Here is a 25,531-nt window from a genome sequence, read left to right as displayed (position 1 = left end):
TCACTCTCTATTCTTCTTCTTCCCAGGTTCTTGGTGATTGTCCGGCCCCATCGTATTCACCGATAATCACTTTCCAAATCTGCTCATCCGTTAATTCCTCCTCCCAGCGAGGCATGGCGGACTTCCATGGCATCCCTTCAATCGGTAAGCCGACCCCACCTTTTTTTATACGCCAAAATAAGTACGATTCCTGAAGCTGAGCAATGGTTCCAGGATCCGCAAAATTGGCAGGAGGAGGATTGAATCCTGGCGCAGCCACGCCCTTTCCATCAAAGTTTGGACCATGACAGGGTGAGCAGTTCGCTGCATAGATTCCCTTCCCCTGCTGAATATTAGAATTATTCGTGGGGTAAGGATTCGCTAATCCAACGAATTCACCAGGAGGCGCCGGGTGGATCGTTCGGTTCTCTGCTGGAGGTAAATCACTCGGAGCTAGTTTAGTATACGTTTGCCAGCCTACCAGTAGAGGGAAGACAATAAAGACCAAGAGCCTGGCCGTTTTGGCCGTGCCCTGAACTTCTCCCGACAAAAACCGATTTATGGGTCCCATGAATGTCTCAAGTCCTCTCTCACTCATGGTGTCAAAAATCATGATTCCACTCAGCGTAATTGCCAAGTAGAGATATATGAGGCTTGCCGGCAAAGGCGCCGTAAACAAAGGGAGAATAAACTTTAAAAAGACAAAGACGCCACTAAGCAAAATCGCTGCTGATACGAGAGGACCTTTCATAACACTCACTCCTAGCGTTTAATCACTTTCAATACTGGTGGTCCCAACGACGACCACTTCTTCTTCACTCACATTTGGAGCGGCATGAATGGGGACTGGTATTCGTTCTTCGGCTACCTCAACGACCATCACATCTTCTATCTGAATACTGATAGGTTCACCGCTCATCTTTTGCAAAAATGCGATGACCGAATAGATCTCGGGTTTACTCAGCGCAATGGGATTTTTGTTGATATACGGCATACGCGCCGGATACTCCTCGGGAAGCTGATCGTGGCGGAAGTCCAAATAGATGTAAGCTTGTGGATCCGTTAAACTCTCATAGATAAACTCAGGAGTTAGTTTTGCCCCGATACCAGCAAGATCAGGACACCTCGCTGATTCACTCGGACCAATGGAATGACACAAAGCACATTGACCTTTACTAAAAAATATTTTCTGGCCGATAGACGCCAGATCGTCTGGCGTCTTGACGCTGGCAATATCAAAAGTCTCGATAGCTGGAGGGAGAGATGCCATTTGTGGAACACCCAAGGCAATCAGGCTGAATGATCCTAGAACAATTATGACAAACCCGATAACCCTAAGGAACTTGGATTTGATGAACAGAAGAATAGCTACGCCAAGTCCGACAACGATCAGCCCTATCAATTGCAATAATGCAACTTCACTCATGATGCCTCTTATTTCCTGGTTATCAGCAAATCCCCAAGGATAGCCCAGAACTCAGCTTAGCTTTTCGCCCTGCCTAGGAGCTCCTCCAGCCATCGCTGGAGCCACGCTTCCCATTGGGGGAACCTTCTCAGCCTCCCCTCCTTCTGGTGGCTGTTTTTTCGCTTTATCTCCTAAAGTTGCGACCCAGAATATGAATGCCGCCAACAAACAAAACACAAAGGTATTCAATGACATAAATGCAGCGGCATAGCCGAGCGCCGGTGAGTAGGCGTATTCTGACGTATCTCGCATCACACCATAAATATGCCAATGCACGCGAGAGGATGATCGCGCATAGCCCATGAGTGACATCAACAGGATGACCATCACGGCATTCAACACCAGACTATATCCAGCACGAATAGGCATTTTTCCCCACACCATCTCGGTCGTGGTTTTAGCGCTTTTCATCAAAAGCGCCGTTAATGGTGTGAAGGTTATCATGATAAAGAGCACGATCAACACCTGCGCCACTGAAAAATAGTTAATCCTGATGATGGCCGGCACGAAATATCCCCAGACTCCAAGTACGATCACGGCGATTCCAGCGATCACCAGCAAAGCTCCCATGAGCGCTTTTGCGGCTTTCGCCCAACCAGCTGTTTCAACCTTTCCCGCCCGCCAATACATAATAAAACTCATAAATGTCACGAGAATCATCAAATTCGATACGGTCATCTTGGCGGACATCACCCCAAACACCCCGAGAAGTGGGTGATGGGTTCCTCCCATTTTTCTGGCTTCTTCCAAACTGGCAACGAGAGAATGTGGTGTCATCCACACCCCCAGACAAACGAGCAAGACGATCAGCATCGCCATAATGGGTTTTTTATACTGACCCTCAGACCCAGGTATCCTGTGAGCAATACCTAGCCAGAAGTAATAATTGGCTCCAAGGAATAACACGCCAATCAGCATCGCCTGAAGGATAAACAACCACGCTAAAAATCCACCCATCAGGGTGATCCCCATCTGCTGATTATACTGATAGATTTCTCGCATCAACCAATATCCGGCGAAGGGCAAGGGCAACATCCCAAAGACACCGATAAAATTTCCAACATATCCCATCCAGTCATAATGCTCTTTCTCTTCACGGGTGACGGCGAGCAGATAACGCACTCCGGCGTACGCGCCGCAGATGAACCCACCCAGTACGACGTTTGCGATCAGCCTGTGAATATTCACCGGCCACCACGTCGGGTTCTGCATGGCGGCCCAGGCTTTTTCAATCGCGGTTCCGTCTGCCACCACAACAGGGCTGGCCTGGAAAGTCGCCCACGCATTAGGAACGATCATAATGCCAATCGCGAATAAATTGAGCAGGAAGCCAAGGAAGATATGCAAAGCCTTTTTGTTACCCTGCATCGCATCCCATCCATACCAATACATATAAAGCGTGGCAGTTTCTGCGATAAAAAGGAGACAGTAGGCGATAAACGATGGAAAGAAGATGTCGGTCAGGTAAGCCATTAATTTCGGGTACAGACCAATAAGAAGGAAAAGTAGAATCCCTCCAAACAGAGCCGTCGTCGCATAGGCTGAAGTGAGAAGCTTGGTAAATTCCTTAGCCAGCTTGTCATAGCGAGGCTCTTTGGTCTTCCAACCGACTATTTCACAAACCCAGGCAAAAATAGGAACTCCCAGAACGAAGCCTGCCAGCAAAAGATGCTGTTGAGCTACGATCCAAATAATATTCCGGCTCCCAATTCCTGGAATATCACGATACTCCACCGACATGGCCTGGGTAGCCGCATCTTGAGCCCATGCCAAAACCGGGAACAATACAAGAATGAACAGACCACCCCATTTAAGAAGAGCGCTCCCCGAAATCGGAAAACTAGAATTCCTGAGGATTTGAAGAGGTTTCCTGTTCATGTGACCCTTCTCCTGACCCGCTGGCCTGTTTTGACCGTCACGGGGACTCAGATAATGTTACATCCCATCTTTACTTTGGAGGAGACGTTGCTTTCTGGGATTCAGCCTTGACCTTTTCTTGCTGCGATCCATTTTCCTTGCTTGCGTCGTCTTCTACATCTTTTTCGTTTTCTAATCCCTGAATCGCCAGCTCTGCTTTTTTCAATACTTTTTCTGTAAACTTAAGAACCTCAAGCGGCTTAACTGGCGGCTCTACCTTTACCACATTCGTGTACTCATATTCATCATGAGGATGAGGCGTGGTTTCCGGCAGTAGTCCCCAAAAAAGAAAGACAAGAACAACCCCTGTTCCTGTAAAGGCAGTAAGGAGTAATGCCTGATCCCGTGGAACCCGTAGTAGATCCCAGAAACGCACAATATCCTGGAACGTTCCGTCTTTCTTTACTCCCGCTGAGACTTCACGTTGCGCAAAAGCTCCAAGCCCCCACAACCATCCCATGACTAAGAGAATAAGGACTACAGAGGCGACTGTCCCCCATAAGACCAAATCAATCGATATTTGCTCCGCGACTGGCACTGCCCAAATATATTCCTTAATGGTTTCAACAATGCTGTGACTCATCGCCTTTGAGCCGGATGTCACAGCTTTTACGATGATGGTCGTTATTGGCAGGTAGATAGCACTAAACAACGCCCACTTCCACCACAGTCTTAGTCCCAGGCCAGGTTGAGGATCGACATCCAAACGTTCCAAAAACACCGTTCGCGCGCAAACGCCTAAAGCCCAAATATCGATAGGGATGGACAGGGCGAGTAAAAACTCAAGCCCTAGACCTTTCCAGGGATGAAGCCCTCCGGCCAACAGTAATAGACAAACGACCATTTTGATCGGAAAGCCCGTCCAAAAGGTCGGCCAGAAAACGAGAAGACCGAGTTTCGTATTTGACATATTAGTTTTAGTGAAGAAATTCTCGATTTAAAATGGCCGAAACGGTAAAAATGAGAATACCGACCATAATGACAATCCAACTTACCAGAGCAACCGGTCTCTTAAAAATATTACGCTCAGGATTGGTATCAAGAAATGGCAAAGCTGCCAAGAGAGCCATAAATGCACCAGGAATGGCAATGGCCCCAAGAAATTGCCCAAATTCCCCGCCAAACATTTTCAAACGCAAGAGCTGGAATAAGAATAAGAAGTACCACTCTGGCTCAGGATGATAATCCCCTGGGTCTGGGGTTGCTTTCTCTAACAACACAACTGGTTCGATAAATGCCAGGCTGCAGACGATCAAGAACACTGTGGCCATCGCCACGATATCTTTCCAAATTTGACGAGGGAAAAAGTAATCAGTTTTGGCTTTCAGCTCTTCTGGAGTACCTCGGAATGGTCCGGCAGGGCCAGCCTTACGGAAAAGGAATAGATGCAAGCCTGCCAGTCCCATTAATCCTGCTGGCAGAACCATCACGTGAATCACGAAGAATCGGCTGAGAGTCATCTGCCCAGGGGTTGGCCCTCCCTTTAAGAAACGAGCCATAAAATCACCGACAAGCGGCGTCTTGTCCATGATCTCAACTCCAACGACTGTTGCCCAATAGGCTCGCTGATCCCAAGGAAGCAAATATCCAGTAAACCCGAATGCCATGACAATCCCGAACAACGCCAATCCAACTAGCCATATCAATTCTCGTGGCTTTTTATACGCCCCCCAGAGAAATACCTGAGACATATGCGCAAAAACCATGACGACCATGGCTGAGGATCCCCAGAAATGGTAGCTCAACAAAAACCAGCCATACTCGACTTCATGGATAATATATTGAGTACTGGCGTAGGCATGATCGGTACTGGGGACGTAGTAGAACATCAGCAGGATCCCAGTAACCACTTGGAGGATGAAAATGAAGAGGAGAACCGAACCGAACGCGTATGCCCAGCGCGAGCCACCAGGAACTGGCTCATTGAGCATCTTCGCTTGTATCGTTTTTAGCCCGACTCGCTCATCTACGAAGTCGACAACTTTTTCAAACGCATTCGGCTCATTTACGGTACGCGGTTGTTCATTCATGGTAAAAATGAGGCAATTATAAAAGTCGAATTTGATTCTTCACGCCAGCCTTGTATTCCACGTCAATGATTTTTATTTCTCCACCAGCATTCACATCAAGCGGAAGTACATCTAGGGCCCTCGGCGCAGGGCCATCAAGCACCTTACCCGCTTCATCATAGATGCTCAAATGACAAGGACACAAAAATACACCATCGGGAAAATTCTTTGTCTTTCTCCATTTATACCCGCAGCCAAGATGAGGACATTTGCCCGAATAGCCGATGTAGGGAGAGTTGGCTTTATTCACCCAGATGACGTTACCATTGTTATCGTAATACTTTCGGTCTTTCCCGTCGTAGACGGCTTTCTTGACCTCAGGTGTGGCCTTGACGACCCAGATATTTTTTTCAATTTGTTGCTCTGGCATGAAAGCTTCTTTAAACCCGCGATCAAACTTGAACTGATACCCGATATTTTCTTTCGTGATTTTTTTAATATTACCGACGTTAAACCATTCATTATCGAATGGCTTGTACATCGGCTTCATAAGGTATTTCAAGACAGGAAACGCCAAAGGCAGAGCGATGAGGGCTCCGATCGCATGAGTCATATTCGTGAAAAACGTTCGGCGCGGAACATCGCGTTCCAAGCATGGAAAAGGGACTAATACCTCTCCAGGCTCAACATGCAGGTTGTCTTCAAGATGCGCAATCTCGACCTCATGGGTCGTCACATAGTGATCCCGATCCAGGACTGGAAATTGCGCAAACTCACCCCTAGAACACCGAAGAGTGATTTCCTCCTCATTCACGATTTCCTGGACTTCCCCAATAGGAACCTTACGCTCCTGTCGCTGACCTGAGGTTTCCTGCACAACAATATGGCTCACCTCATGAGAAATGGGGTCCACAATGACCTTTGAGACCCTTCCAACCTCCCCATCACTACAGCTTGCTTTTGCGGATAATTTAGGTTGCATAAGACAACAGAGTCGTTAAATAAATTAGTTCATCTTAATGGGTTTCGGCGTTTCGACAGACGTATCCTTCAGTGAGGCCAGAAAGGCCACAAGCGCGTCGATTTCATTATCAAACATGAGATCTTTATACTTGTCCGGCATCTTGCCTTTTTTGTATTGTTTATCAAAGCCTTCAGCCATCCAACTCTTTGGGTCGATAATTTTCTCTTTAAGCTGCGCTGGCGTCATGAGACTTCCGATGTTATCCAGAACAGGGCCCCGCTTTTTCCCACCCTCTCCAAAGAGTTTGTGGCAGTTATAGCATTCCTGCAGCTCCCATTGCTCTTTTCCCAGTGCAATAATATCTCCACCGGCAGCAGAGGTCACAGACACTACCTCTTCAACAACTTCTATCTTCCCTGCTCCGAGGGTATTTAACTTTTTGTCGATAGCTATCGCTCGTTCATCGAGAGCCTTAGTCCGAGCAAGGAGTTCCTCCGCCTTTCCTTGTTCCGTTCGAGCTTTCCTTGCTTTGAGGATTTTATCAATCTTTCCCTTTTCATCTTCTGGATCGTACTGAGGTAGCCCGCTGGCTCCTCCGATGTACACCAAAGATAAGATGACATAAAACACAACAAGCCCGACCGCGGCTTTTCCGCCCTCCAACCGTTTCATCGAAGGCGCATCAAGAAGAATAAAGACCAATGCACCCAACATCGCATACATAAAGAACATCACTTGAAACACAAACGGAAAATGGGTCAGCTTGGCAATGACGACGAGAATGCCCCCGACGATCACGCCAATGATGCCCTTTTTCATGATGTTACCCATCAAACTTTGCTGAGCCATTCGCTTCCCCCTTTTACTCCCTGAGGATTATTTCGCCCCTTCAGGAAGTGGAACTCCCTGTGCTTCAGGAGCTTTATCTTTCGTAATTCGAAGTGTGACCATAATGGCAAAACTGACCACAACAAAGAAGACAATCGTACAACCGGTGATCCACCAGGCGGAATACGCCAACGTGGGGGTAAAGGCCTCAGAAGTGAAGTCCGGAACCAGGTTGTAAACATGGAAATACTTGCGGGTCAACGAGCGAACCGTCCCCATCAAGCCCATAGTCCATATCGCACTGAAGGCCAGGAAAATGAGAACAAATTGCGAGGCAAAATCGATTTTCCCCCAAGAGATGCTCCCCATTCGAATCGCTCGATTGTACAGAATATAATTCACGACGGTCAGGAACACCAAGGTAAACGCAGCGGCATTTTTCGCTGGCATCAAAGCCAGTTCTTGCGCCCACTCTGGAAGTTCTAGGTCATGCGTGGCCAATCCCTGAGTCGCCACAAAACCATGCGGGGTCATCCAAATCGCATCAGCGACGACGATCATCAAGAACCCAACCTTGATCATCGTGAAGGCTGACACGGTAAACCTCAACCCGGGAAGCTTACTAAGAACAGGAGGCAGAACAACAAGGGCAGCCAGGAATATCAATGACTGCCATTCCGGAGGCGGAAACATCTTCCAGGCCAGTCCCATCACGGCTGGCATAATGATAACCGCGATCATCACCAGTCCTGATATCCTTACCTGCTCGACACCCTGAATCCGCTTCATACTAAGCCAGATATAATAATTACTGGCGAGAAAAATCAGGCCAATCATGGCCCCCTGCATCTCAAAGAACATCGACAACTGATCCGCCATCATATACGGGCAAATTGAAGCATCGTAGTCACAAAGCTCATACGCCAACAAATAGCCCATGAACGGGAGCAATAGCAGCGCTCCTACCCCGATAAGATTTCCGATAAATCCCATCCAATCGTAGTAAGCTCGCTCCTCATCAGACCGGGAACGCATGTACATATAAGCTGCGATTAATCCAGCAATGAACCCTCCAAACGTCACATTTCCGACCAGACGGTGAAGGTTCAGCGGCATCCAACTATAGTTGGCCACCTTATCCCACAGGCCCGCGGTCTGCACAAACTCCACGAGCGACATTCCCTCAGCCGCCTTGGCCGGGGTATTCATAAATGCCGTAGGCCCATCGATCACGAACAGCGTAATCGTCCCAACAAGGTTCAACAACACGCCTAACGCGATATGGCGAGCCTTCTTACTTCCTTTCATCGAATCCCATGAATAGAAATAAGTATAGAGAATGATCGTTTCTGCGATGAAGAGCAGGGGATAGATAATGGCAAAGACCAGGAAAAAGTTCTTGATCAACCAGGTCGTAAAATCCGGGTAAGTCCCCAACAACACAAAGATAAAGAGACCACCTGTCAACGCGGTCATGCTATACAGGATGACCGTGACCTTGGTGACCTCCTTTGCGAGTCGATCATACTTGGGGTCATTATTCTTATACCCTAGCCACTCAGAAACAACCGCAAAAATCGGTGCGCCGAGAATGAAGGCAGCGAACAAGATATGCAACTGCGCGACAACCCAAACACCGGTGCGATTCCCCGCATACGGAAAATCAACAACTGGCGCGTCTGGGATTTGCCCATACGCAGAAGCTGCCCCCACGGCCACAAGGCCAGTTAGCATCAATAAGCTTCGACTCAGTGTTTTCAAGGGTTTTCGCCCTCCTTCATATTCATGGCTTCACATACCTCACCGAATTGAACGAGACACTCTCGGATTCTCAGTTTGGCACCCATGCCTTCTTCTCTACATCATATTTTTGCCCCTTCAACCCAAACGTAGCTTCAAAGGCAATGACTTTCCAAATTTCATCTTCCGATAGCTTGCTCTTCCAAGCTTTCATCTTTGTCCCCTTCACACCCTCCGACACACGCCAAAACCACTGTGAGTCAGAAAAGAGCTTCATGTGTTCGGTATTTCGAAAATCTCTTGCCCCAGCCTTTACAGGTTTCCCATTTTTCCCATGGCAACTTGCGCAATTCACGTCAATATTCTGTTGCCCTGTGTAGATGGCTTGCCCTTGCTCGATAATCGCTGGATTATTCCAGTAATCAGCAGGCATATGCTTATCCGCATACTCTGGTGGAGCCGGTGGCGGCGGTTTTGGCGGACCCTCAGAACCTCCTCCACCACATGCCGTGATGGTTAAACTTATAACGGATAGCCCGATCAAGAATACGGCCTTAACACTGTAGCGTTGCTTCATATACCCAACCCCCTGATTAAACATTGTGATGTATTCAGCTCCTCGAAATCGCTTACTCGAAGTTTGTGTGGATCCTCTACCGTCTCTCTCACAAAAAAGCGCTTTTCCCCGCTCGCCAGCCAGGAACAAAAGCGCCATTCAAATTAAGCCCTCACACAATTCAAGCAATGCTGTCTTTTATTATGCCTGGTTTATGATATCGACAAATGCGATGTATGATATTCAGCCTCTATAAATTGTGGATCACGCTCTATGATCTCTCACGCTTTGATCCACGGGATCCAGCTTCTTCCGCTTAAGGCTCAACTCATCCAATCACGAAAACCCTTCCGCAAAATGTCCGTGGTTTCTATCACAGACAACGGGCTACCGTCAATCATTCTTCCTGCATATTCCCACGATCAACGGCTTATTACGTTTCTTGATATTCAGCACGTTGAACTCGATCGAAGCAAGCATCTACGTACGAAAATTTTTCACATATCGAAAATCTTCCTTTCTCAGTGCCATGAAACTCAACAATACGTTTTCTTTTACTCATTGAACAACTCCGCTTCGAATGCCTTCAGTCCGCTAGATTTGCAGAATTACAGTGAACTATCATCATGCATTTCAGCACCTAGGGCTTACGGTATGTGCAGGTTTTTGTTTTCCCGAAATATATTCAAAAGAAAGGCCGGAGAGAGGAAATACAAAGCAGGTAGAAACCCTGCAGAAAAAACAGGCTACCGAATCATGGAGAGGCAGGAGGGATCACTCGCCAGAGGCATGAACCTTTTGAGAAACCTTTTCCTTCTTATTGACCCAATCATCCCAAGATTTCCCGAACGCCGTGTCTTCCCCTGAAAAGGTCAGGGAAATGATCTGTTGAATGTCGAGCGTTCGCGCTTCAGACTGTCCCTTAAGAAACATTTTAATCGTCGGACTGGAAGACGCCCCATCTCTATCGAAGAGATACCCTTCTATCATCTCTCCTGAACCTAACTCGATCGTGACATCGCCGCGATAATCAAATGCAAGCTCAATCACACGTAATCGCTCTTGAGGATCCGTCAACGTAAAGACATGCCCTTCGAGACTCTGTCCTGTAGAAGGGGGATGATCTTGGTCATTCGTCATCACGGCAAGCCATCACACTCAGAAATCAAAATAATCGAGGGAGCTCTAAGTCGCCTTTGGAAAGAGTGTCGCCCGGACTGTCCCCAAAAACCCGGACCACGTGCTAAAGGTATCTTCAACCGCTGAGGCTTCATACCCACAATGCACCATGCAATCGCGACACTTGTCATTGCGCCCAGTTCCGTACTGATCCCAGTCGGTCTCTTCGAGGAGCTCACGAAATGAAGACACGTAGCCATCCTGAATTAAATAGCACGGCTTCTGCCAGCCAAAAACATTATACGTAGGATTCCCCCAGGGGGTACATTGATAGTCTCGCTTCCCCATCAAAAATTCCAAGAAGAGCGGAGATTGATTGAACTGCCAGGCCCTCTTTCGCTCACTGAGCAGCTGAGTAAAGAGCGCACGCGTGCGATCGCGCTTAAGAAAACTGTTTTGGTCAGGAGCCTTGTCATAACTATAGCCCGGTGAGATCATCATGCCTTCGACACCCAGCCCCATCATTTCGTCGAAAAATTTTCGGACGCGAGACGGATTCGCATCATCAAACAATGTGGTATTGGTCGTGACGCGAAACCCGCGCTTCAACGCCGCCCGGATGGCCTTGACCGCCACATCGTAGACCCCATCACGACACACGGCCAAATCATGTTCATCCCTCAACCCGTCCATATGAATACTAAAGGTTAAATATTTAGACGGGGTATAATCGGCCAACTTCCGCTCTAATAAGATCGCATTCGTGCACAGATACACATACTTCTTTCTGGCGACCAATCCTTGGATGATCTTCGGCATTTCCGGATGAATCAGCGGCTCTCCACCAGGGATACTGACAATCGGCGCACCACAGTCGTCAGCCGCCGCCCAGCATTGCTCGGGAGTCAGCCGACGATCAAGAACATGCTCGGGATATTGAATTTTTCCGCACCCCGCACATTCAAGGTTACAGCGAAAGAGGGGCTCAAGCATGAGAACGAGCGGATATCGCTTGGTTTTTTTGAGCTTTTGAGTAATGACATACTTCGCGACAGTGAACATCTGAGAGACAGGTACGGCCATCGTGCTCTCCTTCTATCTTAGCTGCGGGAATGAAAGTCTATTTAGGTGTAGTCCTCTCACAGAAAGCCTTCGCTATTAAATTCGTTATGAACCAGGCTTCACGAATGAAGAAATGGGTATCGAGAAGTGGAGGCGCCGAGCGGGTTCGAACCGCTGAATCGCAGTTTTGCAGACTGCTCCCTTAGCCACTTGGGTACGGCGCCAAGGAGTTCATTATAGAGGCACGCAATCAACGAAGACAAGACGATTTGAGAGGATCCCGTAATAGAAGACTCAGGAACGGACTGGAAGGACTGGAAGTTCTCGTGAATTCTCTCGAGGCTCGGTTCGTAACGAGTGTGACTGCGAGTGATCGAAAGAGGAAAGAGTCTGATGAGATGACACAGCATTCATAGACTCACGACCCAATTCAGCTTCTTTTTCTTTCGCCATCAATTCGACTTCTTCGACCAATGTATCCACCAACTCTTCCGATGGCACCTTATGCATCAGCTTACCTTGTTTAAACAGGATCCCTGCCCCTTGACCTCCGGCAATGCCAATATCGGCTTCTTTCCCTTCACCTATCCCATTCACCACGCACCCCAAGACCGAAACCGTCATGGGAGTTTTAATGTGAGCTAATCGCCTCTCAAGTTCATTCGCCATTTTGACGACATCGATTTCTACCCGACCACAGGTGGGACAGGCAATCACATTCACCCCACGATGCCTTAGCTCAAGAGACTTTAAGATTTCAAACCCAACTTTGACTTCTTCGACAGGATCGGCGGCCAGCGAAACACGCAAGGTATCGCCGATGCCTTGTGACAACAGCCACCCTAAACCCAAGGCCGACTTGACGGCTCCCGTCATGGCCGTGCCCGCTTCGGTGATGCCGATATGCAGAGGATAGTTGGATTGTTGTGCGAACAGCCAGTAGGCATCAATCGCCATGTGGACGTCTGAAGCTTTTAGTGAAACTTTCATGTTCGTGAAGCCCACATCTTCCAGTGCATGGACAGCATTCAGAGCCGATTCAGCTAAGGCTTCGGCCGTAGGATAGCCGTACTTCTCCAGTAGCGGCTTTTCAAGCGACCCTCCATTTACACCGATACGGAGTGGAATACCATTGTCATTCACCGCCTTGATGACTTCTTCCGTTTTCCACCATGGCCCGATATTTCCTGGATTGATTCGGACGCAATCCACGACCTCTGCCGCTTTCAAGGCTAAACGGTGATCGAAGTGAATATCGGCGATTAAAGGCACTGACATGTGCGGTTTAATCTTGGGGAGTGCTGCGGCAGCTTCCAGGTCTGGGACCGCGACTCGAATTAATTCGCACCCGGCTTGCTCAAGCTGCTGAATTTGCTCGAGCGTAGACTGAACATCGCTAGGATGCGGAATCGTCATGGATTGAACGGAGATAGGGGCATCCCCCCCAATTTTGACGTTCCCAACTTGTACTTGCTTGGTTTTCCGACGGGTGATGTACACGAGTCCGTTACCTAACTCATGACAGTCGTCTGGAGGGAAACCCGTTCAAGAAGGGCTTTAGCTTGATCATAGATGCCATTCGCCGTCAATCCATACTTTTCGCGCAAGAGTTCTTGAGGGCCCTGCTCAATATAGATATCGGGAAGCCCTAACACTTTGGTTGGCAGCTGCCATAGACCTTGGTCTGATAATGACTCCAGGACGGCCGATCCAAAACCACCCATGCGGCATCCTTCTTCCATGGTCAACAGACATTTCACGTTTCGAGCCACATTCCCGATCAACGCTTCATCAAGAGGCTTCACAAAACGGGCATTCACCACGGCCGCCGAAATACCTTCCTCGGCCAGTCGATCGGCTGCCTCCAAGGCATGGTGAACAAGCACCCCGACCGCCACAAGCGCCACGTCGTCGCCTTCTCGCAGTAACTCTCCCTGCCCGAGAGGAAGTGGCTCAGGCTCGGGATCCATGGGCACACCAAGGCTCGAACCACGCGGGTACCTCACGGCCACAGGCTTATCGTAATGCACACAACTCTTCACCATGTGCTGCAATTCATTCTCATCTTTTGGTGCCATGACAATCATGTTTGGAACGTGCCGAAGATAGGCATAGTCAAAGGCGCCGTGGTGAGTCGTTCCGTCTTCGGCCACCAAACCTCCCCGGTCAATGCACAATGTGACGGGCAAGTCTTGGGTCGCCACGTCATGGACCACCTGATCATAGGCCCGCTGCAAGAACGTGGAATACATACAGATCACGGGACGCATGCCTTGGGCTGCGAGGCCAGCTGCAAAGGTTACAGCATGTTGTTCGGCAATCCCGACATCGTACAGACGATCGGGAAATGCTTTTTCAAAGGCATTGAGACCGGTGCCTTCGCACATCGCCGCGGTGATCGCGACGATCCGTTTATCTTCCTTGGCCATATTGACCAATGTCTTCACGGCCACAGCGCTATATGACGGCCTGGATGATTTCTTCTTGGGTTCACCGGTATGGGCATCAAACGGTGAGCAGGCATGGAACCAGACCGGATTCTTCATGGCCGGCTCGAACCCGAGCCCCTTTTTCGTGATCACGTGCAGAAGCGTGGGCCCTTTGAGTTTGAGTATATTTTCCAGGGTCGGCAAAAGATGTTCAAAATTGTGTCCATCGATCGGTCCGACATAACGAAACCCTAACTCTTCAAAGAGCAAGCCCGGAAGCAAAAAGCCTTTGGCGAGTTCTTCCGCCCGAATGGCCATTTTCTTGACGGGCTCGCCAATTTGCGGAATGGTCTCGAGCAGTTGCGAAGTTTCTTCACGAAGTCTGGTGTAAAACTCACCCGTAAAGGTTCGATTCAAGTATGCAGAGATGGCCCCGACATTCCGGGATATCGACATTTGATTATCATTGAGTATCACAATGAGATTTCTTCCAAGATCTCCTGCGTGCTGTAATCCTTCCAAGGTCATACCGGCCGTGAGCGCCCCATCTCCCACGACACAAACCGTTCGATGCGGAAGCCTGAGTTGCTCATGAGCCTCGGAGAACCCGACTGCGGCTGAAACACCCGTCCCTGCATGTCCGGCATTAAAAGCATCGTAATCACTTTCTTCTCTCTTACAGAATCCACTCATGCCGCCGAACTGGCGCAGGGTATGGAATTGTTCTCGTCTACCGGTCAACAACTTATGAGCATAGGCTTGATTACTCGTGTCCCATACAATCCTATCTTGAGGCGTTTTAAGGAGATAATGCAGCGCAACCGTCAATTCGACGACACCCAAATTTGACGCAAGGTGTCCACCGACATCCGAGACTACAGAGATAATGAGACTCCGGATTTCTTGACAGAGCTCAGGAAACTCATCCGGAGAGAGCTTTTTGAGATCTTGAGGACTCTCAATCCTTTTTAATACCGACATAAGATCAACCTTTCGCTATGGACGATTGATGAGACACCTAGGCAGGAAAAGCTAGGAAAATATCAGACATGCGTAGTTTTCTTTAACCACGGTGATTTTCCCATAGTCGTGAAAACATGTCAAGAAATGCCGCGTGGCGAACGCAGGCTCACGCGCTTACTCCTGATCCGCATCATCATATGATTGAAGTTCCGTGAGCAACTCAGTCGCCTCGGGTTGATAATACCGTTTCCACATCCAATCCTGTTTTTGAGAGTTCTCGGTCACGATCTTCTCGAGCTCCCGCTTCGCGGCGTGGACGTGGTCTCTTTTGATGTACAATTTTGCAAGATCAAGGCGGACATGAACGTCATGTTCATCGATTGCGACCGCTCGTTCCATATATTGGAGAGCCAACTCTTCATCGCCACCGAGAAACCAGGGCAACTCATCGAATATCCGACCAAGCATGTGAAGTGCCGGGACATGATCGTGTTGAAGTTCCAGGGCTCGATTGGCGTGGGACTTCAACTCTTGGACAACGAATGCTGATGCCATCATTCCTTTAAGCTGGGTCGCGCTTCCGAGATTGGCCGCATAGTAAAAATGCGCATCAGCCAGAGTTTCTTGAATCGTCAAGGCTCGTTTAGCGAGCTGCGCTCCCTGTTCATGAAAAGAAATCCGTTGTTCGATTGAACCCTGTTTCACCGCGCCAAGATTCAAATACAGACCCGCCAGCTTTGTGAGAAGTCGCGGATCACGCGGACTTGCCTCAATCTCGACCTGCGCATGCTTGATCTGTTCGTGAATCGTCTGAAGATAGAATGTCTCATCCTGCTGGCTCCACACATGTAGCACAGACATCAGCACCAAAAAGCTCAGCGCAACACATAAGGAAAATAGAAAAATCACAGAAGACAAAGTTAGGGCATGCCTTAAGCCAGAACGATTGAGGTTTTTCTTCGCCCTGAAACTCATATTCTCACTTTTCCTGCATTTTGTTTTTCGAACTTGAGGCCATCGACGAGCTAGAACGGATAACTCAAGCCCGCAAAGACCGCTCCACCGTCTTTACTGTACGCCCAATCGACCCGTCCCACGACATTAGGACGGACTATCCCGCGAAACCCGATACCCGGCGTCAGCTCATATTCATTAAATTGTCGATATTTAAAATTCCGGTATGTCCTTCCCATATCGATGAATGGGACGACTTCAAACTCAACATTCACGTTAAATAAATTGATTCCCAGCGCATGAATACGCTCTTCAACATTCAATGAGACAAGGTGTCGATCGATAAAACGATCCTGCCCATATCCCCGTAAATTATCCTGTCCTCCTAACGAGCTTCGTTCATAGAACGGGATACCACTCCCGACACTGAGCTGTACATTCCCACGAACGGCAAGGATCAGACGTTTCGAGGGGCTGGGGAATAAGGCGCGAACATCGACCCCATACCGAAAGTAGACGAAATCATCCGCACTCTGCCGCTGAAAATTATGAACAGCTTCGGCGTAGGCTTCCGCGCGAACTCCAGCCGTGGGGGTCACGAGATTATCACGACTGTCATACTGAAAACTCAGGCGATTGGCCAATATCGTGACTCTTTGCGTTCCATCAACTCCAGGGAACCGATCTTTGGTATACGGCAACGTATCCACACCGCCAGGCTGCATTTCGACATCACGATATCGCTGGCCGATCATTAAACGCGTCACGTCGTTGAGATGAATCCCAAAATTCCAACGCACTCCGATTTCTCGACTCGTGTAATTGGTTTCATTACTTTTCGGCGTGGTCTGGCCGATCCCATAAAATCGTTTCGTTGCGTTCTTAAAAAACTCCGCGCCCACATCGAGAAAAAAGAGCCCTTGAATAAACCCCGGGTCCTTATATTGAATCTTGAGCTTCCGCTCGATGTCTTCCGTGTAGGACCCGACGAATTCTAATTGCCGCCCCGCAGACCAGTACCGATAATAATTCATCGTGCCGCGAACGCCCAAGAACGAATTATGAATCACCATCGGCGCCATAAGAGAGACAAGATTGCCCTCATCATCCGACTCCAAAATTGGGACGATGATCCCAAAATCTCGGCCATCATTCTTAGAGGTTGAAATGGCAGGGACGCCAAAGATCGAACGTTTCGCGATCGCCAGGGAGGCGATACTGCTCATGGCTACCATCCCCACAACCAGGAAAAGACTGAATAACCAACGGACGTGGGGCATGGACCAAGAAATCAGGGTTGTGCCTGATCAGCTTTCGCCCGAAGCTTGGTCAAGAGACCTTCAAACGAAGAGGTTTTGAGGATCCGGTCAAATTGTCCGCGGTAATTTTTCATGAGACTCACACCATCGATGACGACGTCGTAAATTCGCCACTCTTCATTCTTTTTAAGAAGACGATAATCCAAGGGGACTTGAGACTTGAGCGAGACGACTTTCGTTTGGACTTCGGCAAAGTCTCCTTTGTTCCGCTCTTTAATATACTCAATGGTTTCACCCGAGTATGAATCAACGTTGCCAGCATAGGATTTGGTGAGAAATCGTTGAAACAGACCCACGAATTCCTCTTGTTGTTCAGGAGTCAGGTTTTTCCATTCTCGAGAAAGAGTCCGCTTTCCCATTTCTTCATAGTCGAACCGTTGCCCAATGATTTCGGTCAACTGAGTTAAACGTTCATCTTTTTTATCCGCACCCTTGAGTTCCTCATTCCGTAACACGGCAAGAACCTGGTCAATCGTTTCTTTAATCGACTCCGTCGCAGTGACCGGACTCGCCGCATGCCCGATCGAAGAGAGAAACATGACGCAGATCACACAAAGACTCAGGACCACGATACTCACATTCTTAGCTGATTCCATAACACACTCCCTTGGTCTGGAAGAGACATTCAAGTGACTTCATAGAAATGCTGGAAACTCTCATACTGTTTGTCAGGCCGATTCACAAAATGTTACTCATATCCTCCAACCAGCCTGGAGAACTTGGGAAAGAACTTCAGCTCCAGAGTCCCTGCATTACCAAGTTTTGCTCTGCTCAGAAATTCTCTAGACACCTGGTCTTATCATACTATACGCGATGATTGAAACAGTAAATACTGATCATATGATCAGAAACGTGAATGCGAAATATCCGATGAACAAGACCCCCGACTCATGCAGTTAAAAAATTCTTGGAAAAATACGGTTAACTGCCTAGAGGCAACTAGCATGTGATTCCGGAGGGTCAGCATTCGGAGCAAACACAGAGGTCGCCGTAAGATCTGACCGATACCCTTGGGCCACAGTTTTGGCTGAAGAAAAAGATTAAAATCAACGGGTAAGTCTTCATCGACCAGATCGGAAATGGTTCTGACGACGAGAAAGGGAATGTGTTGCTCACGTGCCATTTGTCCCAAAGACGCGCTTTCCATATCAAGCGCGACCGCATTCGTTCGTACGGCAAGAGAATGCTTTTCTCGTCCGGTTCCCACGATACGCGACGTACTCACAATGGTCCCCGACCGACGCTCAGAACCCAGTGATGATGCCACCTCAGAAACTTTAGCTTGAAAGTATTCGTCGCAGACAATCGGTCGCGAGTGAAGAAACCCAGGAACCTCTGCAGCCTGATCGAGCAGAACGGCATGACCGTTTACGAGAGTACCGATGTCGCAGGGAACGAGCGCTCCCGCAAATCCTGAAGAAATGACGAGATCCCACGACTGAAGACTCAACACGGCCTGAGAAACCCGATAGGCGTTTTGCAGCCCGATGCCAGATTGAAATACGTAGACATGGACCCGCCCCACACGGCCAACGATACCGCGCGTTCCTGCAATGGCAAGAGATTCGTCTACCGTGATGGACTCTTGGACAGATCGGAATTCCCACCGAGTGGCCGTAAAGATCGCAAGCCTGAAAGGGAGAGCTTCGGATGCAACCGACTGGCTCACGGGAATCTCGATCTTTTAGCGAGTTGTTTCGTGTTGCCGTCGAGCCGCTTGTGTGGCTTTGCGCAATTCATCAGCCCGCGATTGACCATTCATCTTCACATTTCGATACATGGCCAGCGCCCACAAGGGAAAATATTTAAAGTATCCGTGGTAGCGAAGATAAAACACTCTGGGGAAACCGGTCCCTGTGTGGAACGGCTCATCCCACACACCATCCGGTCGTTGATGACGGAGGAGAAAATTCACGCCGCGCACGACGCTAATGGAATCGGAAACCCCAGCGGCCAATAAGCCCATCAAGGCCCAGGCTGTTTGAGAGGCCGTACTTTCACCTCGTCCCGATTCCGATACATCGGCGTAAGAAAGGCACGACTCACCCCACCCCCCGTCCTGATTCTGAACGGTTTCTAACCACGTGACGGCTTTTTGGACCCAGGGCGAGGTCATATCGATGTCGATGGCTCGGAGCCCGGCGAGAACACACCATGTGCCATACACATAGTTGACCCCCCAACGTCCATACCAGCTCCCGTCTGATTCTTGTTCGCGCCGTAAAAACTCTAACGCCGGCCCTACGGACGGATGTGTCTGGTCATAGCCTAAGGTTCCCAACATTTCAAGACATCGTCCGGTCAGATCGGCCGTACTCGGGTCTAGCAAGGCTTCATGATCAGCGAAGGGAATTTTGTTGAAGATCAGCCGATTGTTATCCTTGTCGTACGCACCCCACCCACCATCTGAACCTTGCATGGCAAGCGCCCACTCACATCCCAACCGTATCGCCGCATCTCGGTCCGCTGGCAATTCGGTCTCAAGCTTTGATAAGGCAATGACAACGGCGGCAGTGTCGTCGACATCCGGATACCAATCGTTTTCACCTTGAAAATACCAACCACCAGGACGAGCCGTAGGTGACGAGACAATCCAATCACCAACACGTTGTGTCTGCCGTGACCGTAACCATGACGCGGCACGCGATAACGCCGGGTGGTTCGGCTTCAACCCGCGTTCGATCAACATATCAAGGGTCAAGGCCGTATCCCACACTGGAGAAATACAGGGCTGCAGATGAAGAGTCTCCTTTTGACTGCCTCGTTCGCGTGAGTGGGAATAGACTTCAAGCTCTTCGATTTCCTGTAAAGCCTTGACCACCGTCGGATGGTCGGTGGAATACCCGAGCGCCTGAAGAGCCACGATCGAATTCGCCATGGCCGGATAGATGGCGCCTAAGCCACCTTCTCCTTTCATATGGTCGAGCATCCAGGCCTCCGCCCTTTTGATCGCTTGCTTCCGCAAGGATCGAATCGGGAAGAGTTCATACAGCTTTAAGACCGAATCAATCCAGACAAAGAAGTTCCTCCAACTCAACCAGACCCCGTCCTTCTTAAACGGTGATTCTTGTGAATATTCGACCAAATGCGAAGGTCGAATGAAGAGTTCTTCAATGCCTTGCTCTTGAGGAATTCGGCAAAGTGGTCGGTAGGCAAAGATGATTAACAGCGGAATAATTACAACACGAGACCAATAGGACACGGCATAAAGATTAAAATAAAACCAGCGTGGGGCCAACATGATTTCGGCAGGCATGCTTGGGACACCTCGCCAAGGATACTGCCCGAACAGAGCAAGCGTAATTTTCGTGAAGACATTGGACTCAACAACGCCGCCGTTATTGAGGATGACCTCGCGAGCTTTTTGCATGAACGGTTCATCCGGAGAGACGCCAGAGAGCTTCAACGCAAAATAGGCTTTAACCGAGGCACTCTGATCGGCTGGGCCATCCGAATAAATCGGCCAACCTCCATCAGCTAATTGCGTCTCGATGAGATACTGAACAGCCTTCTGCTCTCGTTCCGGATCCACTCGATTCATGAACCGTCTCAGCATGAGATATTCTGAAGTCAGCGTGGTATCCGCTTCTAATTCTTCAACCCAAAAACCGGTGTCAGCATGTTGTCGTGATAAAAACCAAGATTCCCCTCGCTGAAGCGCCTCCTCGATTGATTCCGCATGGCCAGCCACGGACGATGGCGTTCGGTTGGATGAAGCCTGCGACGCGGCTGTTGGATGAGGATTGTCCGCAACCAACTTTAAGGCAGGCAGAGATTTTTGAGGGTTCTTTGATTTTAAGACCGGATGCACATTCGCCAAAAGACTATCAGATAGGCGCACGAGAAGTTGCTTGAAAATTCTCATTGACTATAGATACCTGTTTGTGAATTGAGTGCGATCAGAGGAAAATACGCCAGTTATTTGGAAGAACGCACACGCACTTCCCCCTCAGTCGTCACATAAGGAAGGGCCACTGCTTATAACAAAGCCCTCTCATCGTGTCAATCAAATAGGTGAGAGGCTGACGACTCAGGGGAAACGGAGCTGAAATAGGAAGCAAACCAAGTGAAATAACTCAACGCTCACATACTAAGACAGGAGCACGATGCGATCACGATTCTGTTGCACATGTCGTGTTCCATTTCTCGTATCAAACACGACAGGAGCGTGTTGGACGATCATTTCATAATCGAAAGCAGAGTGAGCGGTTAAGATTAGAGCACAGGCACTCCCTGAGAGTAGCTCTGGGGTCAGAGGTTGAGATTTATACTGATGGCTCCCGATACAAACGCTAGAGGCGAATGGATCTGAATAGACAAGCTTCGCGTTTTCGTTTTGCAGTAATTCCATGACCTTTGTCGCAGGAGATTCCCGCTCGTCACTGATATCGGCCTTATACGTGATGCCGAGGACTAGCACTTGAGCTCCATTCAAACATTGCCCCCGGTGATTTAACACCCGCTGAAGTTTACTGACGACATAGTAGGGCATGTTTTCGTTGATTTCACCAGCCAACTCAATAAAGCGGGTATGAATATCATACTCTTTTGATTTCCAAGCCAAATAATACGGATCGAGGGGAATACAATGCCCTCCCACTCCCGGACCTGGATAAAAAGGCATAAATCCAAAGTTTTTGGTCGCCGCGGCATCGATAACTTCGTATACATTAATGTTCATACGATCGCACAGCAGGGTCAATTCATTCACCAAGGCAATGTTGACGGAACGAAATACATTCTCAAACACCTTGGCCATTTCTGCGACTCTTGGTGAACTCAGTGGAAAAATTTTAACGATGGACTGTTCATAGAACGTTTGGGCGACTTCCCGGCAGGCTTTGGTCACGCCACCGACTAATTTAAACGTATTATGAGTTTTGAAGTTTTCATTTCCTGGATCAACCCGTTCAGGTGAAAACGCGACGAATAAATCCTGTCCAACCGTAAGCCCTTTTTCTTCGAGCCGGGGAAGAATGACTTCTTCGGTCGTACCGGGGTAAGTCGTGCTTTCCAATACGACCAAGATATCCGGGTGAGCATGACGAGCCAGATGTTCTGTCACTTTCACGATCGCCGTAATATCCGGCTCTTTATTCTTCGTAAGGGGAGTCGGCACGCAAATCAAGACCACATCGCAATCTTGTAAGACAGAAAAGTCCGACGTCGCCACCAACCGCTTCTCGTCGACGACTTCGCGAAGCTCCGCATCAACTACGTCACCGATATAGTTGTGACCTTGATTGACCAAGTCAACTTTTTGAGGGACGGAGTCAATCCCTACGACAGAAAAGCCTGTCCTGGCCTGAAGAACAGCAAGTGGAAGCCCTACGTAACCAAGTCCCACCACGCCGATCTTCGCCGAATGGTTTTTGATTTTATCGAGTATGTTCATTGCTCTACCCCTTGTTCGGTCCTGCTGCGGAAGTCTAGATCAAGATCAATTACCGGCATGATGGCTGTTACGCGATTATACAGGGATAATGTACACACATCGTGAAACTCTCTGGTTGCCGTCATGGGCCGCGAAGCGCCTGATTGTCAGCGTTGGATCTGAATTGCGTTACGATGAAACATCATTCGTGACGTTGGTCAGAACTTTTTCCTGGTTAATAGTCCAAACATCACACGTTGCATCTCCATCGATATTGCCGATCGCTACCGCAACGAATGCGTTTGACGACGCTTGATCAAGCGTCGAAGCTGTACAACCAGGAGGAAGGGTGCCCATGTTGGCTCTGCCAAGTTCGTAATAGTACCGTTGAGAGGATCCACTGACCGCAAACCCGATCGCGTTAAAATCATCGATATAACCATTATTTTCGGCGAAATACGCGATTTGACCCGTGTGAATCGCCACGAGATTATTCTTGGCTTCGGTTTGCTTGGCCTTGGCTTGATAGGTCATAAACTTTGGAATGGCAATCGTGGCCAATATACCGATAATCGCCACAACGATCATCAACTCCGTAAGACTAAACCCACGTGCATTTCGCGCGATGTTCCTGTTCATAATGAGACTCCGACGTAAGACGACACTGGGTAGATTGCGCAGACGCCAGGATTGACGACACTGCCAATACCAGTGTTCATTGTGCATGATTGTTCTACTTCTGTCCATGCCTCTCCTGTTGAGAAGCAAGACCCATTAGCCCTGTTTTTTCTGTATGGTACTTGTCGGCAGACAGAAAGCCTGCCTTAATCCGCTGATGCTCGTTTTAAGGCCCCAAAATCGCAGTTCCCTCTCTCACCAGCCGTCGTCCCTATAAAATCACCCCTCACACAGAAAGGCGTACCAGAAACATGTAATCTTTACGGGGAAACGGAATGTTCGGAAGTACTATGGCTGACTTTGGGTAATTCGGCTTCGGGCGTATGAAGAAGAGTGGGCTCTCCAAATCCATGATCTCGAAAACGTTGGATCAACCGTTCATTGGATGAGTCCAGCTCAATCGATCGAGACCAGGCCTTTTGAGCTTTTTCCAGTTCTTGTCGTTGGAGATGGATCTCTCCGAGATGTTCAAAAATGACGGGATCATCTGAAACGAAGGACAATGCACGATGAATCGTCGCGAGAGCTTCCTCACTTCGACCGACCTTGAACAGGGCCCATCCAAGACTATCGATATAATAGCCGTTGTTCGGTCTTAATTTGACCGCGCGTCTTGTCAACTCGACGGCTTGCTCAATTTTCACTCCTCGGTCGGCATAACTGTACCCCAGGTAATTCAGAGCGTCAGCATGCTCGGGTTCCAAGGTCAACGTGCGTTCCATTTCCAGAACGACGTCATCAAATCTGTTCAACTTATCGTAGACGGTCCCCAGGTTGAAATGAAGGTCGGCATTGGTGGGGTCCTGTTGAATGCCCTCTTCAAACTCTTTGATAGCCGACACATACTGCTCCTGCTGGAGATAGGTAAGGCCCAAGAGCAAATAGGACTCTGAACGCTTAGGATGAATGGCCTTCGCATGTTCCAAGCGAGTGATGGCTTCTGAAAATTGTTTCTGACGATAGGACAAAAACCCCAAGTGCAAGATGCTATCGTAAAAATCGGGGTTCAATCGCAAATTTTCACGATAAATCTCTGCGGCCTGGTCATAATCTTTCATTTCTTCATACATCAAGCCTAAATAATCACGCACCCGGAGTTCATTGGGACGAGCTTTCAAAATACCTGTCAACCTATCGATAGCCTGTTGGTAATCCCCCATTTCACCGTACACAAGGGCCACGCGGACTTGGGCATTCAAATCACCCGGATAATCTTTGATGATCAGCTCCAATTGTTTCAAGGCATCGGCGTACGCCTGCGTCTCAAGATGGAGCTTCACCAATTGCAGGCGAAACTCCTTGTCATGCGGGTTCACCTCCTCCAAATAACGTCCGTACACCCGGCTGGCATGCTCAAGCTGCTGCTGTCTCTCATAGAGCGTTCCTAAGCCCTGATAGGCTCGGCGAAAATCTGGTTGTAATTCTATGGCCTTTTCAAAGTATTGTGTGGCGTCCGCCGTTTTGCCATCTTCGTGCACCGCAACACCCAAGTAATAATAGGCAGAGGACGAGCGGGGAACGTTGGCGATCGCTTCTTGCAAGACCGCTTGGGCTTCGCCTGTTCGCTTTAACCCCAATAGAAGCATCCCCTTGGAGAGGTATCCCTTCTCTTGGTCTGGGGCGGCTTCGATCACACGGTCAAACAAGTCAAGAGCTTTCTCCGAATGGCCCGTTCCCGCATAAATCTTCGCAAGATCGAAAAGCTCGGAATGGTCCGTCACGTTCGAGGTTGAAATACTGTCAGCCATCTCAACGGCTTTGGACATTTCACTGTTGGAAAAATAGAGCCTCGCGATTCGTATCCTAAGATAGACGGAATCCGGGTCAACGCGTAACCCTTTGTGATATTCAATAATCGCCTGATCGGGATCATTGGCTAATTCATTTAAGTAGCCACGCAAGAAATAATAGTAGGCCTGAGGGTGAATCGGTGCAGACGTTTGAACCGGAGTCGCGTCAGGCGTTTGGAGACTCCCTTGTGGGGCGGTACCACAAGACAGGATAAGCAGAGGAGCGGCCAGGAATACTAACGAGACACGTGTCCATGACGTCACATGACATCGGTCATGGCGAGCACACTCGCGTCTCATCATAGGAGAAGAGCCAGACATATTCGTATCATACTATCCTTTTATTATTCGCACAAAGTACAGCACCACCAAAAACTTCCACACC

Annotated in this window: 20 protein-coding genes, 1 tRNA gene and 1 pseudogene; all 22 read right to left on the bottom strand. The window is 48.9% G+C overall.

From position 1 onward, the window contains the following. Nucleotides 1-7: 7 nt before the first annotated feature. On the bottom strand, nt 8-730 hold the full coding sequence (locus tag MRJ96_08060; protein ID MDR4501386.1) for a cytochrome c: 723 nt from the start codon (nt 728-730) through the stop codon (nt 8-10). Nucleotides 731-748: 18 nt separating this feature from the next. Further along, nucleotides 749-1,405, bottom strand: a complete 657-nt coding sequence (locus MRJ96_08055) for a cytochrome c (protein ID MDR4501385.1) — start codon at nt 1,403-1,405, stop codon at nt 749-751. Nucleotides 1,406-1,456: 51 nt separating this feature from the next. Further along, complete coding sequence (locus MRJ96_08050; GenBank protein MDR4501384.1) at nt 1,457-3,322, bottom strand: cytochrome ubiquinol oxidase subunit I; 1,866 nt, start codon at nt 3,320-3,322, stop codon at nt 1,457-1,459. A 70-nt stretch (nt 3,323-3,392) separates the two neighbouring features. Continuing rightward, nucleotides 3,393-4,271, bottom strand: coding sequence for a hypothetical protein (locus MRJ96_08045; protein MDR4501383.1), 879 nt, complete (start codon nt 4,269-4,271; stop codon nt 3,393-3,395). A gap of 7 nt (nt 4,272-4,278) precedes the next feature. Further along, nucleotides 4,279-5,391 (bottom strand): cytochrome bc complex cytochrome b subunit, encoded by a 1,113-nt coding sequence (locus MRJ96_08040; protein ID MDR4501382.1) that lies wholly within the window; start codon nt 5,389-5,391, stop codon nt 4,279-4,281. A gap of 16 nt (nt 5,392-5,407) precedes the next feature. Further along, the gene (locus MRJ96_08035; GenBank protein MDR4501381.1) at nt 5,408-6,247 is read right to left on the bottom strand and encodes a ubiquinol-cytochrome c reductase iron-sulfur subunit; all 840 of its coding nucleotides are present in this window, start codon (nt 6,245-6,247) and stop codon (nt 5,408-5,410) included. A gap of 129 nt (nt 6,248-6,376) precedes the next feature. Then, a complete protein-coding gene (locus tag MRJ96_08030; GenBank protein ID MDR4501380.1) occupies nt 6,377-7,183 on the bottom strand; it encodes a cytochrome c in 807 nt (268 codons plus the stop codon). Between the two features lie 27 nt (nt 7,184-7,210). Then, on the bottom strand, nt 7,211-8,923 hold the full coding sequence (locus MRJ96_08025; GenBank protein ID MDR4501379.1) for a cytochrome ubiquinol oxidase subunit I: 1,713 nt from the start codon (nt 8,921-8,923) through the stop codon (nt 7,211-7,213). A 70-nt stretch (nt 8,924-8,993) separates the two neighbouring features. Beyond that, a complete protein-coding gene (locus MRJ96_08020; protein MDR4501378.1) occupies nt 8,994-9,503 on the bottom strand; it encodes a cytochrome c in 510 nt (169 codons plus the stop codon). Between the two features lie 729 nt (nt 9,504-10,232). Then, a complete protein-coding gene (locus MRJ96_08015) occupies nt 10,233-10,598 on the bottom strand; it encodes a hypothetical protein (GenBank protein ID MDR4501377.1) in 366 nt (121 codons plus the stop codon). Nucleotides 10,599-10,643: 45 nt separating this feature from the next. Further along, nucleotides 10,644-11,660, bottom strand: coding sequence for an adenosyl-hopene transferase HpnH (gene hpnH / locus MRJ96_08010; GenBank protein MDR4501376.1), 1,017 nt, complete (start codon nt 11,658-11,660; stop codon nt 10,644-10,646). A 127-nt stretch (nt 11,661-11,787) separates the two neighbouring features. Next, nucleotides 11,788-11,863: transfer RNA gene (locus MRJ96_08005), tRNA-Cys, on the bottom strand. 70 nt (nt 11,864-11,933) lie between these two features. After that, complete coding sequence (gene ispG / locus MRJ96_08000; GenBank protein MDR4501375.1) at nt 11,934-13,139, bottom strand: flavodoxin-dependent (E)-4-hydroxy-3-methylbut-2-enyl-diphosphate synthase; 1,206 nt, start codon at nt 13,137-13,139, stop codon at nt 11,934-11,936. Nucleotides 13,140-13,150: 11 nt separating this feature from the next. After that, the gene (gene dxs / locus MRJ96_07995; GenBank protein ID MDR4501374.1) at nt 13,151-15,049 is read right to left on the bottom strand and encodes a 1-deoxy-D-xylulose-5-phosphate synthase; all 1,899 of its coding nucleotides are present in this window, start codon (nt 15,047-15,049) and stop codon (nt 13,151-13,153) included. 156 nt (nt 15,050-15,205) lie between these two features. Beyond that, on the bottom strand, nt 15,206-15,892 hold the full coding sequence (locus MRJ96_07990) for a tetratricopeptide repeat protein (GenBank protein ID MDR4501373.1): 687 nt from the start codon (nt 15,890-15,892) through the stop codon (nt 15,206-15,208). 164 nt (nt 15,893-16,056) lie between these two features. Beyond that, nucleotides 16,057-17,211 (bottom strand): outer membrane protein assembly factor, encoded by a 1,155-nt coding sequence (locus MRJ96_07985; protein ID MDR4501372.1) that lies wholly within the window; start codon nt 17,209-17,211, stop codon nt 16,057-16,059. A 65-nt stretch (nt 17,212-17,276) separates the two neighbouring features. Next, entirely contained in the window at nt 17,277-17,900 is a 624-nt protein-coding gene (locus tag MRJ96_07980; GenBank protein ID MDR4501371.1) for an ABC transporter substrate-binding protein, read from the bottom strand. A 248-nt stretch (nt 17,901-18,148) separates the two neighbouring features. After that, nucleotides 18,149-18,973 (bottom strand): hypothetical protein, encoded by an 825-nt coding sequence (locus tag MRJ96_07975; GenBank protein MDR4501370.1) that lies wholly within the window; start codon nt 18,971-18,973, stop codon nt 18,149-18,151. A 15-nt stretch (nt 18,974-18,988) separates the two neighbouring features. After that, nucleotides 18,989-21,169: a squalene--hopene cyclase gene (gene shc / locus MRJ96_07970; protein ID MDR4501369.1), complete on the bottom strand. Its 2,181-nt coding sequence runs from the start codon at nt 21,167-21,169 to the stop codon at nt 18,989-18,991. 225 nt (nt 21,170-21,394) lie between these two features. Next, nucleotides 21,395-22,699, bottom strand: coding sequence for a nucleotide sugar dehydrogenase (locus tag MRJ96_07965; GenBank protein MDR4501368.1), 1,305 nt, complete (start codon nt 22,697-22,699; stop codon nt 21,395-21,397). A gap of 480 nt (nt 22,700-23,179) precedes the next feature. Further along, nucleotides 23,180-23,317: pseudogene (locus tag MRJ96_07960) on the bottom strand (prepilin-type N-terminal cleavage/methylation domain-containing protein). A 299-nt stretch (nt 23,318-23,616) separates the two neighbouring features. Further along, nucleotides 23,617-25,467 carry a tetratricopeptide repeat protein gene (locus MRJ96_07955; protein ID MDR4501367.1) on the bottom strand — a complete coding sequence of 617 codons (1,851 nt, stop codon included), beginning with the start codon at nt 25,465-25,467 and terminating at the stop codon, nt 23,617-23,619. Nucleotides 25,468-25,531: the final 64 nt, after the last annotated feature.

It is taken from the genome of Nitrospirales bacterium (assembly GCA_031315865.1).
Classification (GTDB): Bacteria; Nitrospirota; Nitrospiria; order Nitrospirales; family UBA8639; genus JAGQKC01.
This window is presented reverse-complemented; position numbering and strand designations above follow the sequence as displayed.